Here is a 22,376-nt window from a genome sequence, read left to right on the forward strand (position 1 = left end):
GTAGTGAAATGCACAACTGAAAATGATCTATATTAGCTGAGTAGGGGAGTGCCCTATTCACTAAAAAGACTACCAACAATATTTATAGAGAAATTTATAATATAGGCGATTAATACACTTAAATGTCTAGTAGGGGAGGGCTTCTTATTCATTCTTTTTAGTATTTGACCAAGAATACTGGCTTAGTGTTGAGGTTGACCTGATTTAAGCTTTAAAAGGTATTAAGTGCCACTTTAGTCAACATCTTAAAACCACACTTAAAATCCTTAAAAGGTTTAAGGGGAATTAGATTAAAACCAATATTAACTATATAATACTCAACAATACACATATTAATAGGGTATAAAATGGCAGATCCAAAAGATAAGCTTGTACATGAGAATCATATTTATATATTTACTGTTGTTATGGTTTTAGTGGCTTTTTTGGCTGTATGGTTTGCTTATAAACCTCAAATTGTAGGGTTTTTAGTATACACAAAAGGCATTTTAATTATTCCTCTATGGTGGATACATAGCCTATTCAAAGCTATCGGGCTTAATTACGTACCTTTACTAAGTGAGTTGGTGTATTCGACAGAACACCTATGTAAACCAACAAACAATTGGCTTCCATTATTTTGTCAAAATAAGTTTAGCAAAGTCACTATTTTTCAAATTTCAAAAGCCAGTCAAGCATGGAATTTATTAATATTTTTGCTGGCAACACCTTGGATAAAGAAAGCTTATGACCGCTTCAACAGCGAGCATCCAGCACGGGGCTTTATCAAAAGCATGAACCTAGAAGAGTTCATAGAGGAACAAATTCCAAACCAAAGACACTTACAGGTTTTTGGTCCATTAGACTTGTCAAAATATGATACGAACAATGGTCATTTTAAAGCGCTTGATTCAACTTATGAGTTTGCAAATAGGCATGAGTTAATTACAGGAACAAAAGAGCGCCTTGTGAACATTACAATCAACGGAGTAACGAAAGAATATAATGATAAAAGCGAAACAGTACCTATCATAGATGAAGAGAAGTTTTTAAATGTCTTACGTGCACAACTAGGGGATCTTTGGATAACCCTTGATAGTTCAAAAGAAACAACACCCGATGAATTATCGTATTTATCCGATGTTGATACAATTTTGCTAGCTTTGTATTTACCAGTAGCATGTGCGACTGATGAATCTATGGATGATGAAGAGTTCCGTAAAATCAAAAAAGATTCAACAACATTAATTAATTACTATTGGGATATTTGCACAAAAAATATACCTAGCAACCCATTGTTTACAATTGAAAATCAGTATGTTGAGGGCGATCGTAAGCTTGTAGGGTTTAATTTTGACTTCCTTAGAAAAAGAATTCACAAATACATTAAACATCCCGTTGCTACTAAGATTTTTAATAACCATGCATATGTAAGAACTATTTTGTGTGAGGTTGTATTAACAGCAAGACAGCTAGGTGTAATGCCACCAACAGATATACGCTGGTTAAAACTATACAATCGAACTGCATACGCATTCATACAGAATATTGGTAGACCGTCTTTGTTTAGTGAGGGTTTAGGTCCAATCTCGCATTATCTAATTGAGGTGAAATTAGGGAAGCCATTAGAAGAGCCAGACTTTAACATTGGTCTTGTTGGTTTTGAATACGAATTATTGAGTTTTGCCATGACTGAAGCTAGACAAAAAGCTGCTGAAGATGTAAACAGTATTATTCGAGTAGTAGAGTTTACGGACAAGGAATTAAACAACGGATCTTATAACTCTAAAAACAATTATAAAGATGATTTTAAGTATAGTGATGATCATGTTTTTGATATGGTGAGTGTAGAAATACCACAGGATGAAATACAAAAAAACAAGCAAAAAGGGTTTTAGTCTTATACTTATAAGTTATAATTGACCGGTATTAAAACACCGGTCTTTTTTATTTAACTATTTTTTTAAAACCATATTTTAACTATACTATTAAAACATGGCTTAAAAGGTAATACTCTAAAATGCTTTTAAATAATTTCACTAAAATAGTAGCAAGTTGCGCTATTAGTATTATTACAATCTCTACTTACGCTGCACCATCTCAGGACCTTACTTCTAAGATGCAAAAAATGGGCAAAGTAAAAGAAGTTAAACCCTTTAGTGGAGGTTTAACTTCTTGGATTCTTGAGGCACCTAATGGGAAAAATGCGGTGTTTTTTACAACATCCGATGAAAAAGTCATCTTACATGGTACAGCTTGGGATTCTGCTACTAAAAAAAATATATCTGAGCCTCTTAAATTAACTGCAAAAAAAATGAATGCACCAGCACAACAACCAACAGCTTCCGTTGGGAATTTGGCCAGTGCATACAATCATCCAGTCTTTAAAGCTGTAAAAACGCTTTCAGGGTTTAAAGAGGGAAAAGCGAATGATAACAACACTGTTTACATCATTTACGATCCACGCTGTAAATATTGCCACGAAACATTCAACCTTTCTCGCTCATACGTTAAAAGCGGTGCAACTATTAAATGGATTCCAGCTTTAGTTCTAAACCAAAGTGAAAACGGAAAACAATTAGCTGCTGGAATTCTTCGTAAACCATCTGAAGATACTATTAATAAAACCTTTAATGGAACAGATGAAGAAATTAACTCAATTAAAGTGATTCCTACACCACAGGAACTTGCTGAGTTGGATAAACACTTAGGCGCTCTTCAATCTATCTTCTTCTATCACGAAGATATTGTTGCAATGCCAAAAGAAGATCGTGAACAGCGAGAAGCAATTCGTAGCGCTGGACAAAAGCCACAGCCACTAACTGCTGGTGTACCAGTTGCTATCTTTGTAAATAAAAAGACTGGAAAAGTTGAAGCTCGTAGAGGAACTTCAGAAACAGCCACTCTTGACTATATTTTCAAATAAGAGGGAATTGAGATGAACAAAACTCAATTGAAAGCTTTCCAATCGATTGTCGGTAACTTTTCACCTTATTTCTCTAAGATAAACAATGAGTCTATGTTTTTAGATTCTGACCTTTCTGGAGATACGGATAGAAATCGCCAGGTGAGCATCTTCAATATAGATGCAAAGGCCACAGATCTACTATTAACGATCAAAGGATTTGATCAGGTCGAGAATAATTTGTTTAGAGGACAAGTTTTCTTAAATTCTGACGAAAACACAGAAATTCTTATTAGTGAGCCATGCTATTACTTAAACAAAAGCAAGGTTCGTTTCAGTACAAATGAACTTCAAAGCTACATAAAGGAAGTTTGGCATCAAGCTCTAAATGAATATAAGGCTGATGTTACAGACAGCACTATACGTTCTAATGAAGAAAAATACAGCTTATCTTTAGAAGATAGATTCTCTAGTTTTAAAAAGTCTTGGCCAGCTATGGGCATTGTAGCTGCAGTAGTTGTTTTTGCTGGAGGCGGTTACTTTTTAGGTTCAGGTACTAATGCGAAAAATGCATCTTCAGAAACAAGTTCGCAACAACTAAGCACATCTGATAACCCTGAACTTGACGGTAAAGCCTTGGCTCTTAAAAACATGGGGTTAGATCCTAACTCAATGGCTTTTGATAACTCATGCTTTAAAGAAAAATAAGGTGAATTATCTATGAGAGCTAGACGAATAGAAAACCTTGAAGCATTACAGCTAAAGGCCTCAGAAATAGCACAAATAACCGTTAAAGAGTTGGAAGCACGACACTATTTAGTTTGGTGGTTGAGCTCATATGACCGAAACATGAAACGTGGCTATAACAATGAAACCATTTGTTTAAGCACCTATCAGGTGAATGAGTTTTGTTTTTCATATGCAATCACAAGCGAAGTTGAAAAGTTTTATTTACTAATACAACCCGAAAATTGGTTTTTAAATGATTTAGCTTTCGAGTCTGCTTCTATAGATGAAAAAGGCTTAGTTTTAAATTTAGCTGAAGTAAATGATCAGTTATTCAAGCTGTATATATCGCGAATGCAAATCAGATTTAATCTTGATGAAATTCATGCTGAACGTTTAACACACGCAAAGAAATATGCAAAAGAACTGGTCTTTATTCAATACAACCCACAGAAAAATCAGGTCATGAATGTAGGTGTTTCTATCAATTTAGAAAACAACACAATCAATCGAAAATCATCAAATCAAACGGCAAAAAATAAGCGTTTGAAAGGGGCATTCTAATGAAGAAATCAAACTATTTTAAGGTAATTGGTGCAGTAGCAGTTTCAACAGTTGTTTCACTTGCTTATGCTGGCTTTACTGAAATTAATAGTTCTGGAGACATTGTTTCTAAAGACAGTGCAAATGCTTTACGCACCAGTTTTTCAACACCAAATCAAAATATACCAGCGCCATTACGCACATATTCACTATGGGATAAGATCTCAGAGACAACCAAATATAATGGCACAGTAGAACCGAAGCCAACACCTGTTCCAATTGCGAGTACATCTTCTCAAGCACAAAATATTCAAAGCAAAAGCAATATTAATGTGGCTAACATAGAGAGCCAACAGGAAATCAAAAGATTACAGGCAGCACTAAAAGAGAAAGAGGTGGTGTATCAAAAAGTATGCTAAAAAAAAGCAGGTTGAATTTTGATAAAATAGAGAAATGCAAATAACTCTAGAAATCAAATGTCCAACCTGCCTCAGTGACAGTATAAAGAAAAATGGCATCAAAGTAGATGGGAAACAAAACTACCAATGCAAAGACTGCAAACGTCAGTTTATTGGTGACCATGCTCTGAGCTATCTAGGATGTAATTCTGGCATTACTCGTAAAATATTACAGTTAATGGTCAGAGGCAGCGGTATACGAGATATCGCTGAAGTTGAGCGCATTAGTATCGGTAAAGTCTTACGGACTTTAACTGAATCGGCCTATCAAATTCAGCCTAAACAAAGTCATTATGAATCTCTCGAAGTAGATGAATTCTGGACTTTTGTTGGAAATAAAAATAATAAACAATGGCTTATTTACGCCTACCATCGAGAAACAGGTGAGATTGTTGCTTATGTTTGGGGTAAGAGAGATTTAGCTACAGTCCAAAGGTTGAAGACAAAGCTTAAACAATTAGGTATTCACTACACCCGAATTGCAAGTGATCATTGGGACAGTTTCATCACTGCTTTTAAAAACTGCAAGCAAAGTATTGGTAAGTTGTTTACTGTAGGAATTGAAGGTAATAATTGCAAAATAAGGCATCGAATAAGGCGTGGTTTTAGAAGAAGTTGCAATTTCTCCAAAAAGCTTGAAAACCATTTTAAAGCCTTCGACTTAACCTTCTTTTACATCAATAATGGCTTCATTTAATGTCAGCATACTTTTTAAAACACCACCGAGAAAGAAACTGAGAATAACAAGCTCAAATATTCAAACCTTGACATGCAAGTGCAAGTAGTTGAACTAAAAAGCGATATAAACGAACTGAAGCAACAAGTTAACTTTTTAGCAAGCCAGATGCAAATTGTTGAAAGCGATGTGCTTGTAATGAAAAACAAAAAACCAAGTTCTTTTCTAGCACGAAATTAAGCAATGGTTGTGAAGAAAATTACTCAAAAACCTACCAGTGAACAGCAACGAGCAATTGATAAGGCAACACGACTAAAAACCAGTTTTAAATTGATTGCTTTTGCTGGTACTGGTAAGACTACGACATTGATCCACTGTAGTAGTGCTTTGCAACAACTAGGTAAGCTTGGACTATATCTATCATTTAATAAAAAGATGGCAGATGAAGCTAATCAAAAATTCGCTGAATATGGATTGAATTCAGTCACATGTTCTACATTCCATTCCCTAGCTTACAGAAATATACCCGGTTGGCTGAAAAATAAGATTAACAAGCCTACGTTACTTCCTAAAGATATTGTTCAAAAGTTTAAACTTGAAAACATTCGATTTCAGTACAACGGGAAAAACCGACAACTCACCGATCTAACATTAGCGCTGATTATCCTTAATACATTACGTTATTTTTGTATGACAGTGGATCAGACTGTTACCAATGATCATGCTTACATAGCATTAAAAGAACAAACATCAATTAAGCGCAATGACGTTCTTGAAGATAAAATCACTTCAATTGCGAAAATGATCTGGAATGATGTAGTTGATCCAAACGGTGATTATGGTATTACACACTGAATCGTACCGGGTTTGTCGGAGAGTCAATATTCTGAGAGACTATCCCGATGACAAAATTAAAATATACCCCCGAAATTAGAGAAAGAGCGGTTCAATTACTAATTGAATCTGAAAAAGATTATCCTTCTACTTGGGCAGCAATCACAGCTATTGCTCCTAAAATCGGTTGTACTCCTGAAACATTGCGTGTTTGGTATTTAAAGCATCTGGATCAACTAAATCCTGCCAAAGTACAACAGATATCTGATCAAGAAAAAATGAAGCAAATGGAACGTGAAATTAAAGAATTAAAGCGTGCCAATGAAATTCTACGTAAAGCAGCCGCTTTTTTCGCCCAGGCGGAGCTCGACCGCCCATACAAATAATGGTGGATTTTATCCATAACAATAAAGATCGATATGGTGTTGATGCGATTTGTAGGATTTTACCGATCGCAGCTTCAACCTATTACCGAACTTTAGATCTCGCTGACAATCCAGAACATCAAGCGAAACGAGATCTACATGATGAGCATCATGCTGAACAAATTAAACGAATTTGGAAGGAAAGTTCAGGTCGATATGGTGTACGTAAAGTCTGGCAAAAATTAAAACGTGAGGGTTATGTTATTGCACGTTGTACAGTTGCTCGATTAATGAAAAAGCTAGGTATACAAGGTGTTTGGCGAGGTAAGAATAAACAAACCACCCGTAGCCGAGATGACCAAAAACGGGCAGATGATTTAGTGAAACGTAATTTTAATGCTGATCATCCAAACCAACTATGGGTGGGTGACTTTACCTATATTCAAACTCATTCAGGCTGGGTATATACCGCATTTGTTATTGATGTGTTCTCACGAGCAATTGTTGGATGGAAAGTATCGACACGGATGAATACAGATATGGTGCTCGATGCATTGGAGCAAGCATTGCACGATCGAGGCATGCCAAAGAATGTGATTCATCATTCCGATAGAGGTGTTCAATATCTTTCTATTCGCTATACCAATCGTTTAGAAGCTGCAAATTTACGAGCATCAGTCGGTACAACTGGTGATTCATACGATAATGCTCTGGCTGAAACGGTGAATGGCTTATACAAAACAGAGGTGATTGAATATTTAAAAGCAGATTGGCAAGGTTTAGCAGATGTACAACTTGCGACACTAAACTGGGTAGATTGGTTCAATAAAAAGCGTGTACACAGTGCACTGGGTTATGTATCGCCTTTTGAGTTTGAAGCAATGTACTATGATAAGATTAACCCGTTAGGTCAGGTGGCCTAACTTAAATAAAAAAGTCTCCGACAAACCTGGTACGGTTCAGATAGCTTCAAAGTTTGCGCACATAGACTTATCCCTTTTTATTCTTTGTAATCATCGCTCAAATAATAACCCAACTAAGAATAAAATGATTTCAAAACAATTTAGTATCGTCAACGCAGTGCTCACATAAGAATTTGCAGTATTAAACCTAAAAACAGTGAGTTTTACATATCTATAATTGATACTCAGCTCTACAAGTCATATTTATTTATATAAGCTATACTGGTGATGGAATCGCTATGACTAATAAACAAACGCAAGAGTCCAATCCTCAAAAAGAATCAAACGATGACAAGGGTGATCAGAAAACCTATCAGAATCCGGATCCCCAAAAAAAACCTAATGAAGAGCCCGAGAACCCGCTTAAAGAGCAGAAGTAGATCAAAAAGCCCTCGTCGAGGGCTTTTTGAAATCAAATGCTTACACTACTTTTAATCTCAAATAAATTCATGCTGGAATAGCTGCGACAACTTTTTCTCTATCCCACAAACGGTGATTTTGAATAGCTTGTTTAAATTGATCTTGGATCTCTTTAAAATTTTGAGTAGAGAATAGAGCTGCATCCTTACTGAGCTGAAACTCATCTATTAAAGCGCATTTATCACCGAGGAAAACAATAGGTTTGAGATGCTTATATGTCTCTAATACATAATGTTTAGAAACTCCATCAGCCTTAAATACTTCTAAATTATTCCCATCAACCACGATTACGGCATCATAAGTCACTGAAGGCTCGCCATTTTGTCTCCCATCTACTGGTATTTCATTGCCATCACTAGATTTAACAGGGGCTGCTTTCGGTGCTAAAGTTTCCACAATAGCTTTTTCTGCTTCAGCCCATATTTTAATATCATCTATTGATGACGCATTTACACCGTTATGAACGAGCAAGGCAATTTTTCGCTGTTTAATATCAGATGCAGGAAAAGATGAGGTACTTAATCTTTTCGAAGATGCAATTACGGGTTGGTGCAGACTATCTTGCTGTTTAGGGGGAGTTTTAATACCTAGCTCTTTCGCAACATATTCAGCTAAGTCCAAGTCAATATTAGCTAAGACAGCGTAAACTACACGTCTGCGGATATCTTCCGATTTAACCTTAGATAATTCAAAAGAATATGCATCCTTAATATGCTGTTGTTCATGTTTTTCCAAACTATGGTAGTGCATTGTGGCTTGCGAGAAATGATCAGCGAAACTTTCTGGTCGAACTCTTAGTTTGCTGCCTTGTACTTCTTCAGGATGTGTCTTGAAGGCACCACTGTCATTAGGTGATTCTCTTGGCCAATTTTCATCAACAGAATTAGGTTCATAATTTGCCTTTCCTTTATAAACTTCGTGATTAGCATAACCACCTCGTCTATTCGTATGAAAAGGACAAACGGGTTTGTTAATTGGAATTTGATTAAAATTTACCGTACCTAGTCTGTGTAAGTGAGTATCCGTATAGCTAAATAGCCGTCCTTGTAAAAGGGGATCGTTACTAAAATCTATACCTGAGACAATATTTGCAGGACTAAAAGCAACTTGTTCTGTTTCTGCGAAAAAATCATCTGTATTTTTGTTTAAAACAAATTTACCTAGTGGAGTGACTGGTACAAGTTCTTCTGGGATTAATTTTGTAGCATCTAAGACATCAAAGTCCCATTGTTTTGCATCTTCTTCAGAGAAAATTTGTGCGCCTAATTCCCATTCCGGGTAATTGCCACGCTCAATAGCATCCCACAGATCACGTCTGTGAAAATCGGGATCTTTGCCATTAATTTTTAAGGCTTCATCCCAGACGACTTGAGCTACCCCTTGCTTTGGAGTCCAATGGAATTTCACTAAGAATGCTTCATTATTCTTATTAATCAATCTAAATGTATGAACACCAAAACCTTGTATAGAGCGTAGATTTCTTGGAATTGCTCTATCAGACATTATCCAAGTAGTCATATGTGATGCTTCGGTGTTTAAAGAAATAAAATCCCAGAAAGTATCATGGGCAGATTGACCAGTTGGAACTTCATTGGCATCTTCTGGTTTTACTGCATGAACAAAGTCCGGAAATTTAATAGCATCCTGAATGAAGAAGACAGGGATATTATTCCCCACCAAATCATAATTTCCTTCTTCAGTATAAAATTTTATAGAAAAACCTCGTACATCTCGAACGACATCAGCCGAACCTCGCCCACCTTGAACTGTAGAAATACGGACAAAGATAGGAGTCCGATTATTTGTGTCCGTTAGGAACTTAGCTTTAGTCCATTTTTCATTACCGGTATAAGCTTGAAAGTAACCATGAGCACCGACCCCTCGAGCATGTACAACACGTTCTGGAATACGCTCACGATCAAAATGAATAAGTTTATCCCTTAGAAGAAAGTCCTCGAGAAGAGTAGGGCCTTTCTCATTAATTTTTAGACTATTTTGATTATCAGCTACGGGAACACCTAAAGAAGAGGTAAGGGTTTTACCTATAGGATCCACGTATGCTTCCTCAGAAAGTTGGTCAATTTTTGGTGTATTTGATTCTTTCATATCACATTCTCTTATACATTTGCTTTATAACGTTTTATGAAAATAAGTATTTATTTTCACGTAAGTTAATGGCTTATTTGTTGACGGATATTTTGTGCTTATACAATTTAATAGGTTATCTACAATCGAATATGAGTTACTTGCAAGAAAACTCTTTTTTGGATCAAAGATACCCATATAAACTTTAAGTATTTACGCTTTGAGTAAGGTAAAGAAATGTGTATTTTTTGTTCGCTTAAACTATTCATTTTAAATAATATTGAATTAATCTAAGTCAAAACAAAAGCTTATTAATTTTGATATTCCTCACAATACAAACAGGATTTAGCCCATTTTGTATTTTGACAGCGAGGGCATTCTTCATTTAAATGATTTAAACGTTGGGTTTGACCACACAACATACAAGAATAAAAGTGATCGACATTATGATGATCTGCGATTTGGTATTCATCGGGAAACAGAGGAAGGCCCCATTTTATATTTTCTTTAGAATATGGGATCACGCTTAGGCAGCCATCAGTCTCAAGCAGTGCTATTTTAACTTGTCCGAGATGCTCTATTTTTTTTTGGCGCATTTCAGCAAAGAATTCATCGTATGAATACTTTTCTTGCTTAATATCTTCAACAATCAGTAAACCATTTTTGACGATGTATATAGGTCGACCTTCCAATACGGTCTCAATAGCATCGGATTTCATCATTAAATAAGTTGTTAAGCGATATAAAGCCATAATTACTGCAAAAACGATGACAGCATGTATGATCGGAACTTCTTCATAGAACATAGCATCGCCAGCAGCAGATCCTAAACTAAGAATAATTGCGATTTCAAAGATGGAAAGTTGTCTAACACCACGTTTACCAGAAAATCTTAAAACTAAGATAATCAGGAAGTACATCAAGACACTACGAAGTACAATTTCTGCTGCAAAAGTAAATGTAGTATCAGCTAATAGTATTTTTATAAAGTCCATTTTACACCTATTTAATTATTATTTAGATGTGCTGATAATGAGCCTAAAAGGCTCATTATCATTATATTGGCTTACATTTTGTCCCATGCATCTTTAATCGCATGTTTGGCTTGTTCCCACTTTAAGCGTGATTCAGCCTTTAGTTCTTCCCATTTTACTTTTAGATCACTTTCTGAATCCTCAAATCGTGCATCAGTACCACGCTCATTTCGGGCATGCTGACCTAATTCATAGGCTGAACGAAGATCACGGTCATAATCTACATCAGGAAGTTCTCGTTGGATATCGCCGTAATATGGGCGGTTTGAATAATCTGTACGCCAATCATGCTTGATTGGGTTTTCGTCTTGATGGTCATTGATAGTCATAATGAACTCCAATTCTATCCAACTAAGAATTCAAAAAAAATTCATAGTTGGATTTAATTAATGAATGAGTTTAAGAATTTAATAATATTATTCAACATGAAAAACTATTATTTCTGTTGAGCGTGTTGGTCATTTTTCTGGTTTTGGTTCGGTTGTTTTTGCTGATTCGGATTTTTTTGTGGTTGGTCTGGTTGCTGTTGCTGTTGTTGCTGATCTGGCTTTTTTTGCGGTTGATTTGGCTGCTGCTGTTGCTGATTTTTCTGCTGTTGATTTTGATTAGTCATTTTACTGAACCTCATAAGATTAGAATTAATCTACATTAATTAATCAGTAGATTTATTATTAATATCATAATTTGTGTTTTAAAAAACATCAGAGGTGTTACATTTTAATTTTTGAGTTAAATTGTGTTTGTTTTAAAGGTTTAGGTGTTGATAATAAATGGAAATATATATTTTGTTTTTTACAAAAGGCTAACAATGTTAAATTTTATTCTTAATTCAGATTTATATCTTTTTGATTGGATTTGTGTTTGTAATTTATTGATTTTTTTTAATTTTAAAAAAAAGAAAAATCCGTGTAGGATATCAACAGAATAACGACAGAAATAATAGCAGTGCTTGTACTTTCAATAAATACAGTTAACAATTTTATAAATTAGATAAAATGCTTTTTCACTAATTTTAAGCACCATATTTTTTTAATTTTAATGAATGTGATTGAAATCACATATAGTGAAATGTTTCTTTATTTCAAATATTATAATTATTTACTTAAATTTTTGTATTTTAAAACGGCTTTGTTGCACAAAGATTTGAAATGCAAAGCGCCCCTAATTGAGCCAAATTTAAGGCGTAACTTGGGTAAGTGGTCGACCTAATTCCGTAAATCTGTTAAGGACTGCTACACGTGCATGGATCTCATTCACTTGGCTATCAAAACTCCTTGCACTGAGTTTATCTCCTAATAATTTGATGCAATGCATCTTAGTTTCCACCAAACTGCGGCGATGATAGCCTGACCATTTTTTCCATAATGTCCTGCCTAAACGTTTAACTGTTCGAAGTAATTCATTTCGCTCTAGCGAGCTACTCTTTGTATCTTTCCATGGTTTCGCATTTTTTCTAGGTGGAATCACCGCATGTGCTTGCCGATCTGCAATGACCTGACGGCATTGCTTGGTGTCATAAGCTCCATCGGTATAAACAGAGTCAATCTGCTCATCTTGTGGAATCTGATTAAGTAAATCACCAAGCACCTGTGAATCACTGACATTATTGGTTGTGAGCTGAATAGCGCGTATTTGTAGGGTTTTGGCATCTATACCAATATGTAGTTTACGCCATTGGCGACGATATTCAGCTCCATGTTTCTTGCGTTTCCATTCGCCCTCACCTAGAAACTTCATGCCTGTAGAGTCTACGAGTAGATGCAGTCCATCGCTACTTTTTTGATAGTTAATCGCAATATCAATATGTTTTTGTCTTCGACAAAGCGTACTGTAATCTGGTGCGGTCCAATTTAATCCACAAAGTTTAATCAGACTTTGAACAAAACCTGTGACCATGCGTAAAGAGAGTCTAAATAAAGATTTGATCATTAAACAGCATTGAATAGCCGTATCGGAGTAAGTTTGATTTCGACCTTGCTTGTTTTGTGGTTGTGCATACCACTGAGTGTTTGGATCAAACCAAATGGAAATGTTGCCCCGATTAATGAGAGCGCGATTATAGGAAGACCAGTTGGTTGTACGATAAGTTTTAAGAGTAGGTTTATTCATTTTGAAATTATAGGACTGAATAAACCTTATAGGCTAGGTTTGTGCAACAAAGCCTTTTAAAACTAAATAAACTAAAGGATTACATTTGTTAACGTTTCTTTTCAAAGTTGTTAATTAATTAAGTACAAGTGTCAATTATGTTGGTATAAGTTATTTACCGCGAGAGAATTATAATGCCTACTGCAGTAAAAGAGAGAATTTTAAATTTAATAACCGATGCCCATCAGAAATATTTTGAAATAACACAATTTTTCTTAGATCCATCAATGTCACGTTCTGAAAAAGAGTTGAAAGCTTATCATTTCCTAGAAAACGAAATACTTCATTTGGATAGTGATTTCTCTGATTTTCCTACTAATGTTGATCAATTGGCAGTCTGGATGCAGAAACATAATAAAACGCAATGCTTGCATTACAAAGAGTACTTAGAAAGGCGTGAAAATGGGAGTGCAAGGGAGTTTTTTGGAACTACAAGTAAAGCTTATGAATTTTTATACAAAGTAGCACCGACCAAACGTGTAGACGGTGCTTGGCTTTATAGCTTTACGCAGTACTGGAATGATCCAGCTTTTAGAGACTTTATACAGATATATGTTGAGGAGTTGGGGTTAGGTTCTAGTCAAAGTAACCATGTAAAAATTTTCAATAAATTACTTCTATCACTTGGTCTTCATCAATTTTCAATGAATTTACCTGATGAATACTATCACCAGTCAGCAATACAATTGGCTTTAGCTTATGCTCCATCAGATTTTATACCCGAGATTGCAGGTTTTAATTTTGGATACGAACAACTACCACTTCATTTACTGATTACAAATTATGAACTTAAAGAGTTAGGTATTGATTCCAAATATTTTAACCTACACATTACAATTGATAACTTTGATAATGGACATGCTCAATTAGCTACAAATGCGATCAAATGTTTAGCCAAACGTTACCCAAATCAATCCGAATTTATTCGTAAATTAAAGATAGGCTTTTTATTGAATAATCGGGGAATTAGCTCAGTTCAAATAATAAAGAACCTAAATACTGAGCGAGTGGTTCTGGACATTTTCAAGAGCAAAGCTTTGGTTGGAAAGCACATGCATAATGAGAAATGCAAGTTTAAGAATAAGTCTGTAAATTCATGGCTATCAGAAGAAGATCAGGTTGAGGAATTCATTCTTGAGCTAATAAAAATAGGATGGATTAAGCTTAACGAAGATCCTGAACATAGCCGATTTTGGAAAATGATCAATGATGAAGATGGGAAAATGTTTGGAGTTTTCTCTGCTGCAGAAAAAGCTTTTATTTATGATTGGATTGCTGGTGCTAATTCAAGTAGACGCATTAACCCAGTAAATACAGAATATATAAAAAACTTTATAGAACTAAATGATTTTAGTTATTTGTCAGAAAAGGAATTATTGCTGTTACAGCAGCAAATTCAGATATCTACAAATACTGGACATAAAATTAGCAAATTGATGCCATATTTAGCTCCACATCAACATCACCAAGAGATTGGTTTATGGGCTACGCAAAAAGTAGTTGAATATATTTTCCCATTCTTAGGCAGTAATTTTAAATAAGAGTAGGCTAACTTATTAATTTATACAGAATAGATGTAGTCTATGACAAATAGATTGCATCTCGCTATTTTTTACACGTATGAAATGAAACACCTTTGATTCAAACGGACATTGCGAAGGCTTAGGGCTTTTTTGAAATTACTTACAAAGAAATAAAGAGTACGATCAAATTCTAGCAGTACTCTTTATTTTACGATAATTTAAATAGCTTGCCATTGTTGTTTAACTTCTTCTGAATTTTTAATCAGAACTACTTTGTCATCTTTGACCTCACCAATCCATGCCGTTGGGATCAGATGATGCTGATCATTTTCATCACGCGTCAGTTTGAGTTGGCTATCACCTTCGAGATGATCAACTGTTCCGACTTTGGTACCACAAGAAGCAATTACATCTGAATGTTTTTTAATATCTTGAATATTTAAAGTACTCATTTCTTAAACCTCTTTTATAAACATTACAACACAGAAGCCTTTAAGCTACTGCTTATTTCCTCATAATTGTTGGATTTTAAATAATCCTTACATGATGATTTTATAGATTCACTTAAACCTACTATTTAGTTAACAATGAAACAAAAAGAAATAAATAGTTAAATAATTACGAATAATTATCTTTTCATTACAATTTATCTATTTAACTAAACAGATTATTTCAATTATTGTTTAAATAAACTCATTTGAATTAACATTTTAAGAATGAATAGAAAAATATTTATAAAAAGCTCAACTTTAGACATATTAAATCGCTTTGAGCAGTATTCAGCTGAAGAAAAGCTAACTCAACGTCCAATTGTGTTGAAACAGTTGATTCATTCTGTTGGACGATTGCCTGACCCTGCTTCGGGACAAACCTATCAACGCTGGCAAATTTTTGCCCAGATAGCTGGCTTTGACCTAAGTTTAGCAAAGCTTTTTGAGTCCCATTTTGATGCTTTAAGTATTTTGCATGAACTCGGTTATCAACATGAAATCAATGAGGAGACATGGGCTGTTTGGGCTGCCGATGGTGGACCCGTGCCGTTACAGGTCGAAAATGGGCTTTGTAATGGAATTAAGCCGTGGTGTTCAGGCGCTGAATTTATTCATAAAGCATTAATCAGTTTTAAAGATCAACAGGGGCAATCTCAGCTCTGCATTATTGACCTCAACCAATCCTTGATCACCATTGATCTGGCTCACTGGCAAGCTATAGGCATGAAGGGAACACAGACCGCAAGAGTCAATTTTCAAGAGATAGCAGTCAAACTCATTGGTCACCCCAATGACTACCTTGATCGGGTTGGTTTCTGGCATGGTGCTGCGGGTGTTGCAGCTTGCTGGTACGGTGCCGCGGTGCGGTTAGTGGATGAGCTACAACAAAGTTGCCTTAAAGCCCCTAATCCTTTTAAGAAAATGTATTTAGGGCGGTTGGTAACTCGACTTGCTGTAACCCGACAATATTTCCAATATATCGCGCAACTGATTGATAGCCAACCCAAGCTTAGCCATGAACGGGATGTACGGATCTTGCGTGCGCAGGCAGAACAAAGCTGTTTGGAGGTTATTGAAGGGGTAGGAAAAGCGCTTGGAGCACGGCCTTTTTGTGAACAAGCAACTTTTGCCAGCCTAATGGCTGATTTACCTGTATTTATTCGGCAAAGTCATGCGGCATTTGATGATGAGCAAATTGCTGAACGATGTTTACAGGAGCAAATATCATGGCAGATCTAAAACATCCTTTAGTCGAAGATCGTATTATTGAAGGGCATGGGACCTCCCGAGAACAATGGCTGCATGCATTTGAGCATCAGCCGCTTTCTCTACTCAATTTTAAAAAATTTCAATCCAAAAGAATCTTGATTGTCGCACCCCATCCCGATGATGAGATACTGGGGTGTGGCGGCTTGATGCAACAATTAATTATGTTGAATTGTCAGTTGGTGATCGTTGCCGTCAGTAATGGGACACAAAGCCATCCACATTCAACCAAATACAGCCCAGATCAATTAGATCAAATTCGCCCACAAGAAAGCTTGGCGGCTTTACAGTGTCTAGATATTTCTGAATATGTTCAACGTATTGCATTAAATTTACCAGACGGGCAGATTCATTTGCACAGGGAACATCTGTGGCAAGAATTAGACAAGTTGGTTAAAGCGGAAGATATTTTAATTTGTAGCTATGCACAGGATGGGCATCCAGATCATGAAGCGGTAGGAAAAACTGTACAGGCATTTGCTCTAGCTCATGACATGTCATATTTACACGTGCTGATCTGGGCTTGGCATTGGGCGCAACCACTAGATCCGCGTATCAACTGGCAAAAGGCTAGAGCTTACAACTTAACTCAGGCCCAATTAATCAAAAAACGTCAGGCCATCATGCAGTTTAAGAGTCAGATTGAAGCTGATGAAAGTACAGGCAATGCTGCGATTTTATCTCCAGCAATCATCGAACGTTTGTTAATGCCTTGGGAGGTTTATCTTTGTGAATGATTCTAGTCAATATTTCGAAGCCTTATATCATCACAATAATGACCCTTGGGGCTATGATTTACATTGGTATGAAGCTCGTAAAAGGCAGATTTGTTTGGCATTGCTCACTCAACAGCATTATTCATCAGTGTTGGAAATCGGCTGTTCCAATGGCCATTTAAGTGTACATTTAGCCAAACGCGCTGATCAGCTTTTATGTCTAGATTTTTCTGAACATGCTGTTCATTGGGCCTCTAAACGTTTACAGAATTTGAAGCATGTGAGCGTTCAACACCAAAAAATTCCTGAATATTTTCCTGAACAGAAATTTGATCTGATTGTCATCAGTGAAGTGGCCTATTACTTATCACGCACTGAACTTCATGAACTGATCTATCAGCTCAAAAACAGTTTAACGCCACAAGGTGAAATCCTGTGTTGTCACTGGCGTCACGCTATTCAGGATTTTGAACTAGATGCTTCTCAAGTCCATCATCATTTAAAACAATCTTTGTTGTTCACTCATTATTTAAGTCTGAATGATCCAGATTTCATTATTGATATCTGGACGGTAAATCCTTCATCTTTGGCAAAACAACAGGGCTTAATATGAAAATAGGTATTGTTATCCCAGCCCATAATGAAGAACAGAATTTATCCGCTTGTTTGCAGTCAATTGAACACGCTATACAGTATATAGGTCACGGTCAGGTCAAGATTCTAGTGGTTTTAGACAGTTGTACTGACCAGTCCCTCATGATTGTAAAGTCACATCAGATGAACTGGATTGAATGTAATTTTGCTTGTGTGGGCAAGGCCAGAGACCTTGGTATTAGGCAGCTAATCGATCAAGGAGTTACATGGGTCGCTTGCACGGATGCTGATACAATTGTAGATCCAGATTGGTTACTATGCCAAATGCGACATCAGCCAACAGATGCCATTTGTGGTATCGTTATACTGGATGATCTTAGTCACTTATCAATACAACAACAGCAGAAATATCTGACGCATTATCAGGACATGATGGATCATCAACATATACATGGGGCGAATTTAAGCTTTAGTGCCGAAGCCTATATTCAGGCAGGAGGCTTTGAACCTATTCCTTGTCATGAGGATGTCTCATTAATTGAAAAATTTATTAAGCAATGTTGCAAAATCACTTGGAGTAATTTGGTTCGGGTCACCACTAGCAGTCGATTAAATGGACGTGCACCTGAAGGTTTATCGTACTTTTTAAAACATTTATAAAATTGACCGAATTCGAGAGAGAAAGTTAATCCACAGCATTAGCGGGTGACATATATTATTCAGCTTTATAAATGAGCTACTTAATTCTGTCATCCTTACAAAATTTAAGTAAATTCATATCTTTGCCTAATTAAATTGAAAAGCTAAGAAGAAAAAGTGTTAAAAATAAATGCTTTAATTTTATTTTGATAAGTAATAATAAGTTGTTGATATATATAAATTTTATTTTTGTAAAAAATACTGTTTTTAGATTGGTTTTGTGTATAATTTCGTCATAAAAGCCTCTGTGGATTTATAGAACTTCTCTATAGATTAGCAGGGGTTTTTCTATGGCGATTTATCCGAGATGGACGCTCTGAGTTAATTTGTGTGGATGGTATTAAATGATCCTTTTTTCCAGAACTGCTCTTATTGATCCTGAAATTCAATTAAGTGCTCAACGTCTTTCAACTCGTTTTAGCTTTTTCGGTCTGGGTTTCGCCACGGCTGCATGGGCACCGCTGATTCCTTTTGCCCAGCAACGTTTACATTTTAATCATGCCGATTTTGGTTTGTTGCTATTATGCGGCGGCTTAGGTGCAATGCTAGCTATGCCTGCAACGGGTAAAATTGTTCAGCGTATTGGTTGTCGTGTGCCGATCGGTTTCGCTTTACTTTTGCTTGCCGTTTTATTGCCAAGCCTAAGCTTATTGAGCACGCCGTTAATGATGGCGATCACCTTATTCTTATTTGGTACAGCAGCAGGAAGTCTGGGCGTTGCTCTCAATATTCAGGCCGTAGTGGTTGAGAAAAATAGCTTAAAATCATTGATGTCTGGCTTTCATGGTATGGCAAGTCTAGGTGGATTAGCTGGGGTACTGACGATTACTGCATTGCTTGCTTTAAGTATTTCGTCTGTTATAAGCGCATTTGCTGTGAGTTTACTGTTGGTAATTATTGTTTTTCTTTCAGTGCCATACAACATAAAAGCTGTAGAAAACACCCTTCTTGAAGCGTCATCGAAAGTGAAAAAGTCGATACGCCAGCGTCTGCCACAACCTTTGATTATATTAATTGGTATTACTTGCTTCATCATTTTCATGACGGAAGGTGCGGCGATGGACTGGAGTGGTATTTATTTAACGCAACAATATGGAGTTAATGCCGCTTTTGCGGGATTGGCGTATACCTTCTTCGCGATTGCCATGACCACAGGACGTTTTACGGGGCATTATCTGATCCGTTATTTTGGTGAAAAAAAGCTATTAACTTTTAGCGCGATTTGTGCAACTTTAGGTTTGGTTTTAGTCAGTATCGCGCCTCATTGGTGGCTGGTTTTAGTGGGTTATACACTGGTTGGTACAGGTTGTTCTAACATCGTCCCGATCATGTTTTCCCGTGCTGGACGTCAGACGGTGATGCCGAGCGCAGTTGCACTGTCCTGTGTTTCGACTTTGGCTTATACAGGTATTCTGGTTGGACCTGCTTTCATTGGAATGATTGGTGAGCTGATTGGTCTAAAGACAGTATTTATGGCGTTATCTGGTCTATTATTATTGATTGTGGCTTTAAATCGGTTTACTTATGTGAAATAAGCATCATAGTGAATTGAACTGGCAATACTGGATATTATTGCCAGTTCCTTACAAATCGAAGTACTATAAATTTTGATAAATAGGGTTAACGTTACGCATTCCCAGGAATCTGAAATCCTGCATAGCGGTTTTGTTCTGTAAGTCGTTAAGAAATGCATTGCGCCAGTCATTAATATCAAAATCTTTTAAACCTTTCATTAGTTGTTTGTAGCGTGAAATACGTTCTTGTCGTGGCATTTCCAGTGCTGTTTTTAAAACATCGACCATTGCCGTTTTATCGGTAGGATCAACCAGTAGTGCTTCTGACATATGCTCTGCAGCACCTGCATATTTGGATAGAATAAGTACACCAGGATTTGATGGATTTTGCGCGGCAATATATTCTTTCGCGACCAGATTCATCCCGTCTCGTATTGAACTGATCCAGCACACATCGGCTTGACGATAGATTTGCATCAAATGATGATGTTTTATTGCATCATAAATACATTCCACGGGTTGCCACTCTTCCTTTGCAAATTCCTGATTAATCATCTCGATCTTAATCTTGAAACGCTCAAATAAACGTTGATAAGCTGGAACTTCCAAACGACATGGGCAAGCAATTTGTAAATGTTGAATATGCTGCTGATACTCAGGATATTTCTCTAAGAACTCTGCATAGGACAAAAAGCGTTCCAGTAAACCTTTTGAATAATCAATCCGATCTACGCCGATAATGGTTTTTGCAGCATTCAGCTCTACTGGACGGGTAAGGAAGTCTTGTACATCAATAAACTTATGGGCCGCTTTTTGAATCGCTGTTGGATTTACACCAATTGGGTAGCATTTAATTATGGTTAAACGTTGATGGTAGCTTAACAAAGTTTGTTGAATTTTCTGTGCGTTCAATAAAGATGTGCATACTTGCATACACACTTTTTGATCTTTATCTGTTTGTAGACCCACCACATCGTATTGGCATAGATCCTCAATCAATTGTTGAGCACATGGAATTTTTTGCCAGATAAATAAAGGTGCAAAAGGAATGTGCAGGAAAAATCCAATTTTATTCTGCATACCGAGTTCACGGCAATATTTCGCCACACTTAAAAAATGATAATCATGAACCCAAATGGTATCGTCTGGATCTGCAATTTCGGCAAGTTTTTGAGCGAATAAAGAATTTACTTTTTGATATCCTTCGTATTCTGATGTTTTAAACTCAATCAGGTCTGAACGATAATGCATGGCAGGCCAAAGTGAATTGTTGGCAAACCCTGCATAATAATCTGAATATTGAGAATTTGTTAAAGGGCAGGTGACATAATCAACTTTATCCTTCCGAAAAATATTAAAATGTACTTCCTCTTGCTTATGAACTCGTTCGCCATTCCATCCGAGCCATACACCACCAATATCATCTAATGCATCTTGTATAGCGACTGCAAGCCCACCTGCGGTAGTTTTTTGCCCGTTGGGAATACTGACTCGATTCGATAAAATAATTAATTTAGACATGTTTTCTCTCCATCTAAGTTGTTGTTACCCTTAAAATTGTTATCATGGTTTCGAATATGGTCTAAAAATAATTCTAAAAAATCATATACTTGCTTTGTGTCTTTAAGCTGGTATTTGGCATGGGTAAGCCCTTGACCGACTTTGATTGAGATGCCATCTTCCAACTGATTCACAAAATAAAAACCATCTTCGTCCGTAAAGTCATCACCAATGAAAATTGGTGTGTAAACCTCATACTGGTTTAAATGAGCTAAAACTTCCTTGATTGCCAAGCCTTTATTGGCTTGAGCGGGTATTAATTCATAAACGAATTTCCCTTGAATTAATCTTAGGTTGGGGAATATCTTTTGAGCTTCTAACATTATTTTTTTTGCTATATCTTCTAGCTCTGGAGCTTTCCTATAATGCAACGCAATTGATGATTTCTTGTTTTCAATCAGTAAACTTGGATAGGCGATACATGCTCGAGCTAAAATTTTGTGAATATGTGAAATTTCTAAGAAACCCTTTGGTGTACGTAATTCTTTTTCATTTCCAAGATATATTTCTAATCCATGCAATGCAGCAATTGGAAGATCAAGGGATTCAAATAATTTACGTGCAGAATCAATGTCTCGTCCTGTCACAGCTATAACAGGAATTTTATTTGAAATAATTTGTCTTAAAATATTTAAAGTCTTAGTCGGAATATAACTGTTAGTAGGATCTAATTGAAAATCAGATAAAGTTCCATCTATATCTAAGAATAGACATGGCTTATTGTAATTTGAGTTAAGCTTGTCTCTTAATAAAGAGTTCAAGTATTCTAATTGTGAAATTGATTCATCTATTATATTTCTCAATTTTAGTATCTCATATTTCAATTATATTTTATTATAGGTTGATATTTTTTTTATAATACTTAAGTTGTCAATAAG

The 22,376-nt window shown here is 36.1% G+C and carries 23 protein-coding genes and 1 other annotated feature; of the genes, 15 read left to right on the forward strand and 8 right to left on the reverse strand.

Features of this window, described 5'->3' with window-relative positions:
• Positions 1–347: 347 nt before the first annotated feature.
• The 9 genes from I6L31_RS18390 (at position 348) to I6L31_RS17440 (ending at position 7,828) form a co-directional block, all read left to right on the forward strand.
• Entirely contained in the window at positions 348–1,877 is a 1,530-nt protein-coding gene (locus I6L31_RS18390) for a secretion/conjugation apparatus DotM-related subunit (protein WP_005005872.1), read from the forward strand.
• Between the two features lie 122 nt (positions 1,878–1,999).
• Positions 2,000–2,905 carry a hypothetical protein gene (locus I6L31_RS17405; protein ID WP_005005870.1) on the forward strand — a complete coding sequence of 302 codons (906 nt, stop codon included), beginning with the start codon at positions 2,000–2,002 and terminating at the stop codon, positions 2,903–2,905.
• Positions 2,906–2,917: 12 nt separating this feature from the next.
• Complete coding sequence (locus I6L31_RS17410) at positions 2,918–3,592, forward strand: hypothetical protein (protein ID WP_005005868.1); 675 nt, start codon at positions 2,918–2,920, stop codon at positions 3,590–3,592.
• 12 nt (positions 3,593–3,604) lie between these two features.
• Entirely contained in the window at positions 3,605–4,174 is a 570-nt protein-coding gene (locus I6L31_RS17415; RefSeq protein WP_005005866.1) for a hypothetical protein, read from the forward strand.
• The gene (locus I6L31_RS17420) at positions 4,174–4,572 is read left to right on the forward strand and encodes a hypothetical protein (RefSeq protein ID WP_005005864.1); all 399 of its coding nucleotides are present in this window, start codon (positions 4,174–4,176) and stop codon (positions 4,570–4,572) included. The genes I6L31_RS17415 and I6L31_RS17420 overlap by 1 nt, the downstream gene beginning before the upstream one ends.
• 34 nt (positions 4,573–4,606) lie before the next feature.
• Positions 4,607–5,308 (forward strand): IS1 family transposase, encoded by a 702-nt coding sequence (locus I6L31_RS17425; protein WP_005005861.1) that lies wholly within the window; start codon positions 4,607–4,609, stop codon positions 5,306–5,308.
• A gap of 228 nt (positions 5,309–5,536) precedes the next feature.
• On the forward strand, positions 5,537–6,142 hold the full coding sequence (locus I6L31_RS17430) for a UvrD-helicase domain-containing protein (RefSeq protein WP_228128632.1): 606 nt from the start codon (positions 5,537–5,539) through the stop codon (positions 6,140–6,142).
• A gap of 47 nt (positions 6,143–6,189) precedes the next feature.
• Positions 6,190–7,409 (forward strand): IS3 family transposase gene (locus tag I6L31_RS17435; protein ID WP_151833610.1). Its coding sequence is split into 2 segments (ribosomal slippage): positions 6,190–6,466 and positions 6,466–7,409, totalling 1,221 coding nucleotides; the frame shifts between segments, so codons are not numbered across the junction.
• Positions 6,465–6,581 (forward strand) — a sequence feature (AL1L pseudoknot). Its footprint overlaps the gene before it by 117 nt.
• Positions 7,410–7,687: 278 nt before the next feature.
• Complete coding sequence (locus tag I6L31_RS17440) at positions 7,688–7,828, forward strand: hypothetical protein (protein ID WP_004981682.1); 141 nt, start codon at positions 7,688–7,690, stop codon at positions 7,826–7,828.
• A 67-nt stretch (positions 7,829–7,895) separates the two neighbouring features.
• Here the strand turns inward: I6L31_RS17440 and I6L31_RS17445 are convergent, their stop codons facing one another.
• From I6L31_RS17445 to I6L31_RS17465, 5 genes are all read right to left on the reverse strand, one after another.
• A complete protein-coding gene (locus I6L31_RS17445) occupies positions 7,896–9,974 on the reverse strand; it encodes a catalase (protein ID WP_005005850.1) in 2,079 nt (692 codons plus the stop codon).
• Positions 9,975–10,264: 290 nt separating this feature from the next.
• Complete coding sequence (locus I6L31_RS17450; RefSeq protein ID WP_004986536.1) at positions 10,265–10,948, reverse strand: DUF421 domain-containing protein; 684 nt, start codon at positions 10,946–10,948, stop codon at positions 10,265–10,267.
• A gap of 71 nt (positions 10,949–11,019) precedes the next feature.
• Positions 11,020–11,316: a hypothetical protein gene (locus tag I6L31_RS17455; RefSeq protein WP_004981674.1), complete on the reverse strand. Its 297-nt coding sequence runs from the start codon at positions 11,314–11,316 to the stop codon at positions 11,020–11,022.
• 107 nt (positions 11,317–11,423) lie between these two features.
• Positions 11,424–11,600, reverse strand: coding sequence for a hypothetical protein (locus tag I6L31_RS17460; protein ID WP_004986537.1), 177 nt, complete (start codon positions 11,598–11,600; stop codon positions 11,424–11,426).
• 563 nt (positions 11,601–12,163) lie between these two features.
• Positions 12,164–13,096 carry an IS5 family transposase gene (locus I6L31_RS17465; protein ID WP_005001898.1) on the reverse strand — a complete coding sequence of 311 codons (933 nt, stop codon included), beginning with the start codon at positions 13,094–13,096 and terminating at the stop codon, positions 12,164–12,166.
• Between the two features lie 173 nt (positions 13,097–13,269).
• Between I6L31_RS17465 and I6L31_RS17470 the strand changes: the two genes are divergently transcribed.
• Positions 13,270–14,676 (forward strand): iron-containing redox enzyme family protein, encoded by a 1,407-nt coding sequence (locus tag I6L31_RS17470; protein WP_005005848.1) that lies wholly within the window; start codon positions 13,270–13,272, stop codon positions 14,674–14,676.
• Positions 14,677–14,876: 200 nt separating this feature from the next.
• Here I6L31_RS17470 and I6L31_RS17475 read toward each other — a convergent pair whose 3' ends face one another.
• Positions 14,877–15,110 carry a DUF2171 domain-containing protein gene (locus I6L31_RS17475; RefSeq protein ID WP_004772208.1) on the reverse strand — a complete coding sequence of 78 codons (234 nt, stop codon included), beginning with the start codon at positions 15,108–15,110 and terminating at the stop codon, positions 14,877–14,879.
• A gap of 264 nt (positions 15,111–15,374) precedes the next feature.
• Here I6L31_RS17475 and I6L31_RS17480 point away from each other — a divergent pair, with 264 nt between their 5' ends.
• The 5 genes from I6L31_RS17480 to I6L31_RS17500 all read left to right on the forward strand — a co-directional run bounded on the left by I6L31_RS17480 (position 15,375) and on the right by I6L31_RS17500 (position 19,959).
• Positions 15,375–16,388 (forward strand): acyl-CoA/acyl-ACP dehydrogenase, encoded by a 1,014-nt coding sequence (locus I6L31_RS17480; RefSeq protein ID WP_005005847.1) that lies wholly within the window; start codon positions 15,375–15,377, stop codon positions 16,386–16,388.
• Positions 16,376–17,152: a PIG-L deacetylase family protein gene (locus I6L31_RS17485; RefSeq protein ID WP_005005846.1), complete on the forward strand. Its 777-nt coding sequence runs from the start codon at positions 16,376–16,378 to the stop codon at positions 17,150–17,152. Before I6L31_RS17480 ends, I6L31_RS17485 begins: the two co-directional genes overlap by 13 nt.
• Complete coding sequence (locus I6L31_RS17490) at positions 17,145–17,744, forward strand: class I SAM-dependent methyltransferase (RefSeq protein ID WP_005005841.1); 600 nt, start codon at positions 17,145–17,147, stop codon at positions 17,742–17,744. The genes I6L31_RS17485 and I6L31_RS17490 overlap by 8 nt, the downstream gene beginning before the upstream one ends.
• Positions 17,741–18,385 (forward strand): glycosyltransferase, encoded by a 645-nt coding sequence (locus I6L31_RS17495; RefSeq protein WP_005005840.1) that lies wholly within the window; start codon positions 17,741–17,743, stop codon positions 18,383–18,385. The genes I6L31_RS17490 and I6L31_RS17495 overlap by 4 nt, the downstream gene beginning before the upstream one ends.
• 383 nt (positions 18,386–18,768) lie before the next feature.
• Complete coding sequence (locus I6L31_RS17500; protein WP_004986555.1) at positions 18,769–19,959, forward strand: MFS transporter; 1,191 nt, start codon at positions 18,769–18,771, stop codon at positions 19,957–19,959.
• A 63-nt stretch (positions 19,960–20,022) separates the two neighbouring features.
• Here the strand turns inward: I6L31_RS17500 and I6L31_RS17505 are convergent, their stop codons facing one another.
• Positions 20,023–21,459 (reverse strand): trehalose-6-phosphate synthase, encoded by a 1,437-nt coding sequence (locus tag I6L31_RS17505; RefSeq protein WP_005005838.1) that lies wholly within the window; start codon positions 21,457–21,459, stop codon positions 20,023–20,025.
• Positions 21,447–22,301, reverse strand: coding sequence for a trehalose-phosphatase (gene otsB / locus I6L31_RS17510; protein WP_005005835.1), 855 nt, complete (start codon positions 22,299–22,301; stop codon positions 21,447–21,449). Before otsB ends, I6L31_RS17505 begins: the two co-directional genes overlap by 13 nt.
• Positions 22,302–22,376: the final 75 nt, after the last annotated feature.

Origin of the sequence: Acinetobacter septicus (assembly GCF_019355975.1) — a bacterium.
GTDB classification, from domain to species: domain Bacteria; phylum Pseudomonadota; class Gammaproteobacteria; order Pseudomonadales; family Moraxellaceae; genus Acinetobacter; species Acinetobacter ursingii.

What these genes read in the sequence shown, in the direction of transcription:
- I6L31_RS18390 (WP_005005872.1), top strand. Translation starts at nt 348, where the DNA reads ATGGCAGATCCAAAAGATAAGCTTGTACATGAGAATCATATTTATATA.
- I6L31_RS17405 (WP_005005870.1), top strand. Translation starts at nt 2,000, where the DNA reads ATGCTTTTAAATAATTTCACTAAAATAGTAGCAAGTTGCGCTATTAGT.
- I6L31_RS17410 (WP_005005868.1), top strand. Translation starts at nt 2,918, where the DNA reads ATGAACAAAACTCAATTGAAAGCTTTCCAATCGATTGTCGGTAACTTT.
- I6L31_RS17415 (WP_005005866.1), top strand. Translation starts at nt 3,605, where the DNA reads ATGAGAGCTAGACGAATAGAAAACCTTGAAGCATTACAGCTAAAGGCC.
- I6L31_RS17420 (WP_005005864.1), top strand. Translation starts at nt 4,174, where the DNA reads ATGAAGAAATCAAACTATTTTAAGGTAATTGGTGCAGTAGCAGTTTCA.
- I6L31_RS17425 (WP_005005861.1), top strand. Translation starts at nt 4,607, where the DNA reads ATGCAAATAACTCTAGAAATCAAATGTCCAACCTGCCTCAGTGACAGT.
- I6L31_RS17440 (WP_004981682.1), top strand. Translation starts at nt 7,688, where the DNA reads ATGACTAATAAACAAACGCAAGAGTCCAATCCTCAAAAAGAATCAAAC.
- I6L31_RS17445 (WP_005005850.1), bottom strand. Translation starts at nt 9,974, where the DNA reads ATGAAAGAATCAAATACACCAAAAATTGACCAACTTTCTGAGGAAGCA.
- I6L31_RS17450 (WP_004986536.1), bottom strand. Translation starts at nt 10,948, where the DNA reads ATGGACTTTATAAAAATACTATTAGCTGATACTACATTTACTTTTGCA.
- I6L31_RS17455 (WP_004981674.1), bottom strand. Translation starts at nt 11,316, where the DNA reads ATGACTATCAATGACCATCAAGACGAAAACCCAATCAAGCATGATTGG.
- I6L31_RS17460 (WP_004986537.1), bottom strand. Translation starts at nt 11,600, where the DNA reads ATGACTAATCAAAATCAACAGCAGAAAAATCAGCAACAGCAGCAGCCA.
- I6L31_RS17465 (WP_005001898.1), bottom strand. Translation starts at nt 13,096, where the DNA reads ATGAATAAACCTACTCTTAAAACTTATCGTACAACCAACTGGTCTTCC.
- I6L31_RS17470 (WP_005005848.1), top strand. Translation starts at nt 13,270, where the DNA reads ATGCCTACTGCAGTAAAAGAGAGAATTTTAAATTTAATAACCGATGCC.
- I6L31_RS17475 (WP_004772208.1), bottom strand. Translation starts at nt 15,110, where the DNA reads ATGAGTACTTTAAATATTCAAGATATTAAAAAACATTCAGATGTAATT.
- I6L31_RS17480 (WP_005005847.1), top strand. Translation starts at nt 15,375, where the DNA reads ATGAATAGAAAAATATTTATAAAAAGCTCAACTTTAGACATATTAAAT.
- I6L31_RS17485 (WP_005005846.1), top strand. Translation starts at nt 16,376, where the DNA reads ATGGCAGATCTAAAACATCCTTTAGTCGAAGATCGTATTATTGAAGGG.
- I6L31_RS17495 (WP_005005840.1), top strand. Translation starts at nt 17,741, where the DNA reads ATGAAAATAGGTATTGTTATCCCAGCCCATAATGAAGAACAGAATTTA.
- I6L31_RS17500 (WP_004986555.1), top strand. Translation starts at nt 18,769, where the DNA reads ATGATCCTTTTTTCCAGAACTGCTCTTATTGATCCTGAAATTCAATTA.
- I6L31_RS17505 (WP_005005838.1), bottom strand. Translation starts at nt 21,459, where the DNA reads ATGTCTAAATTAATTATTTTATCGAATCGAGTCAGTATTCCCAACGGG.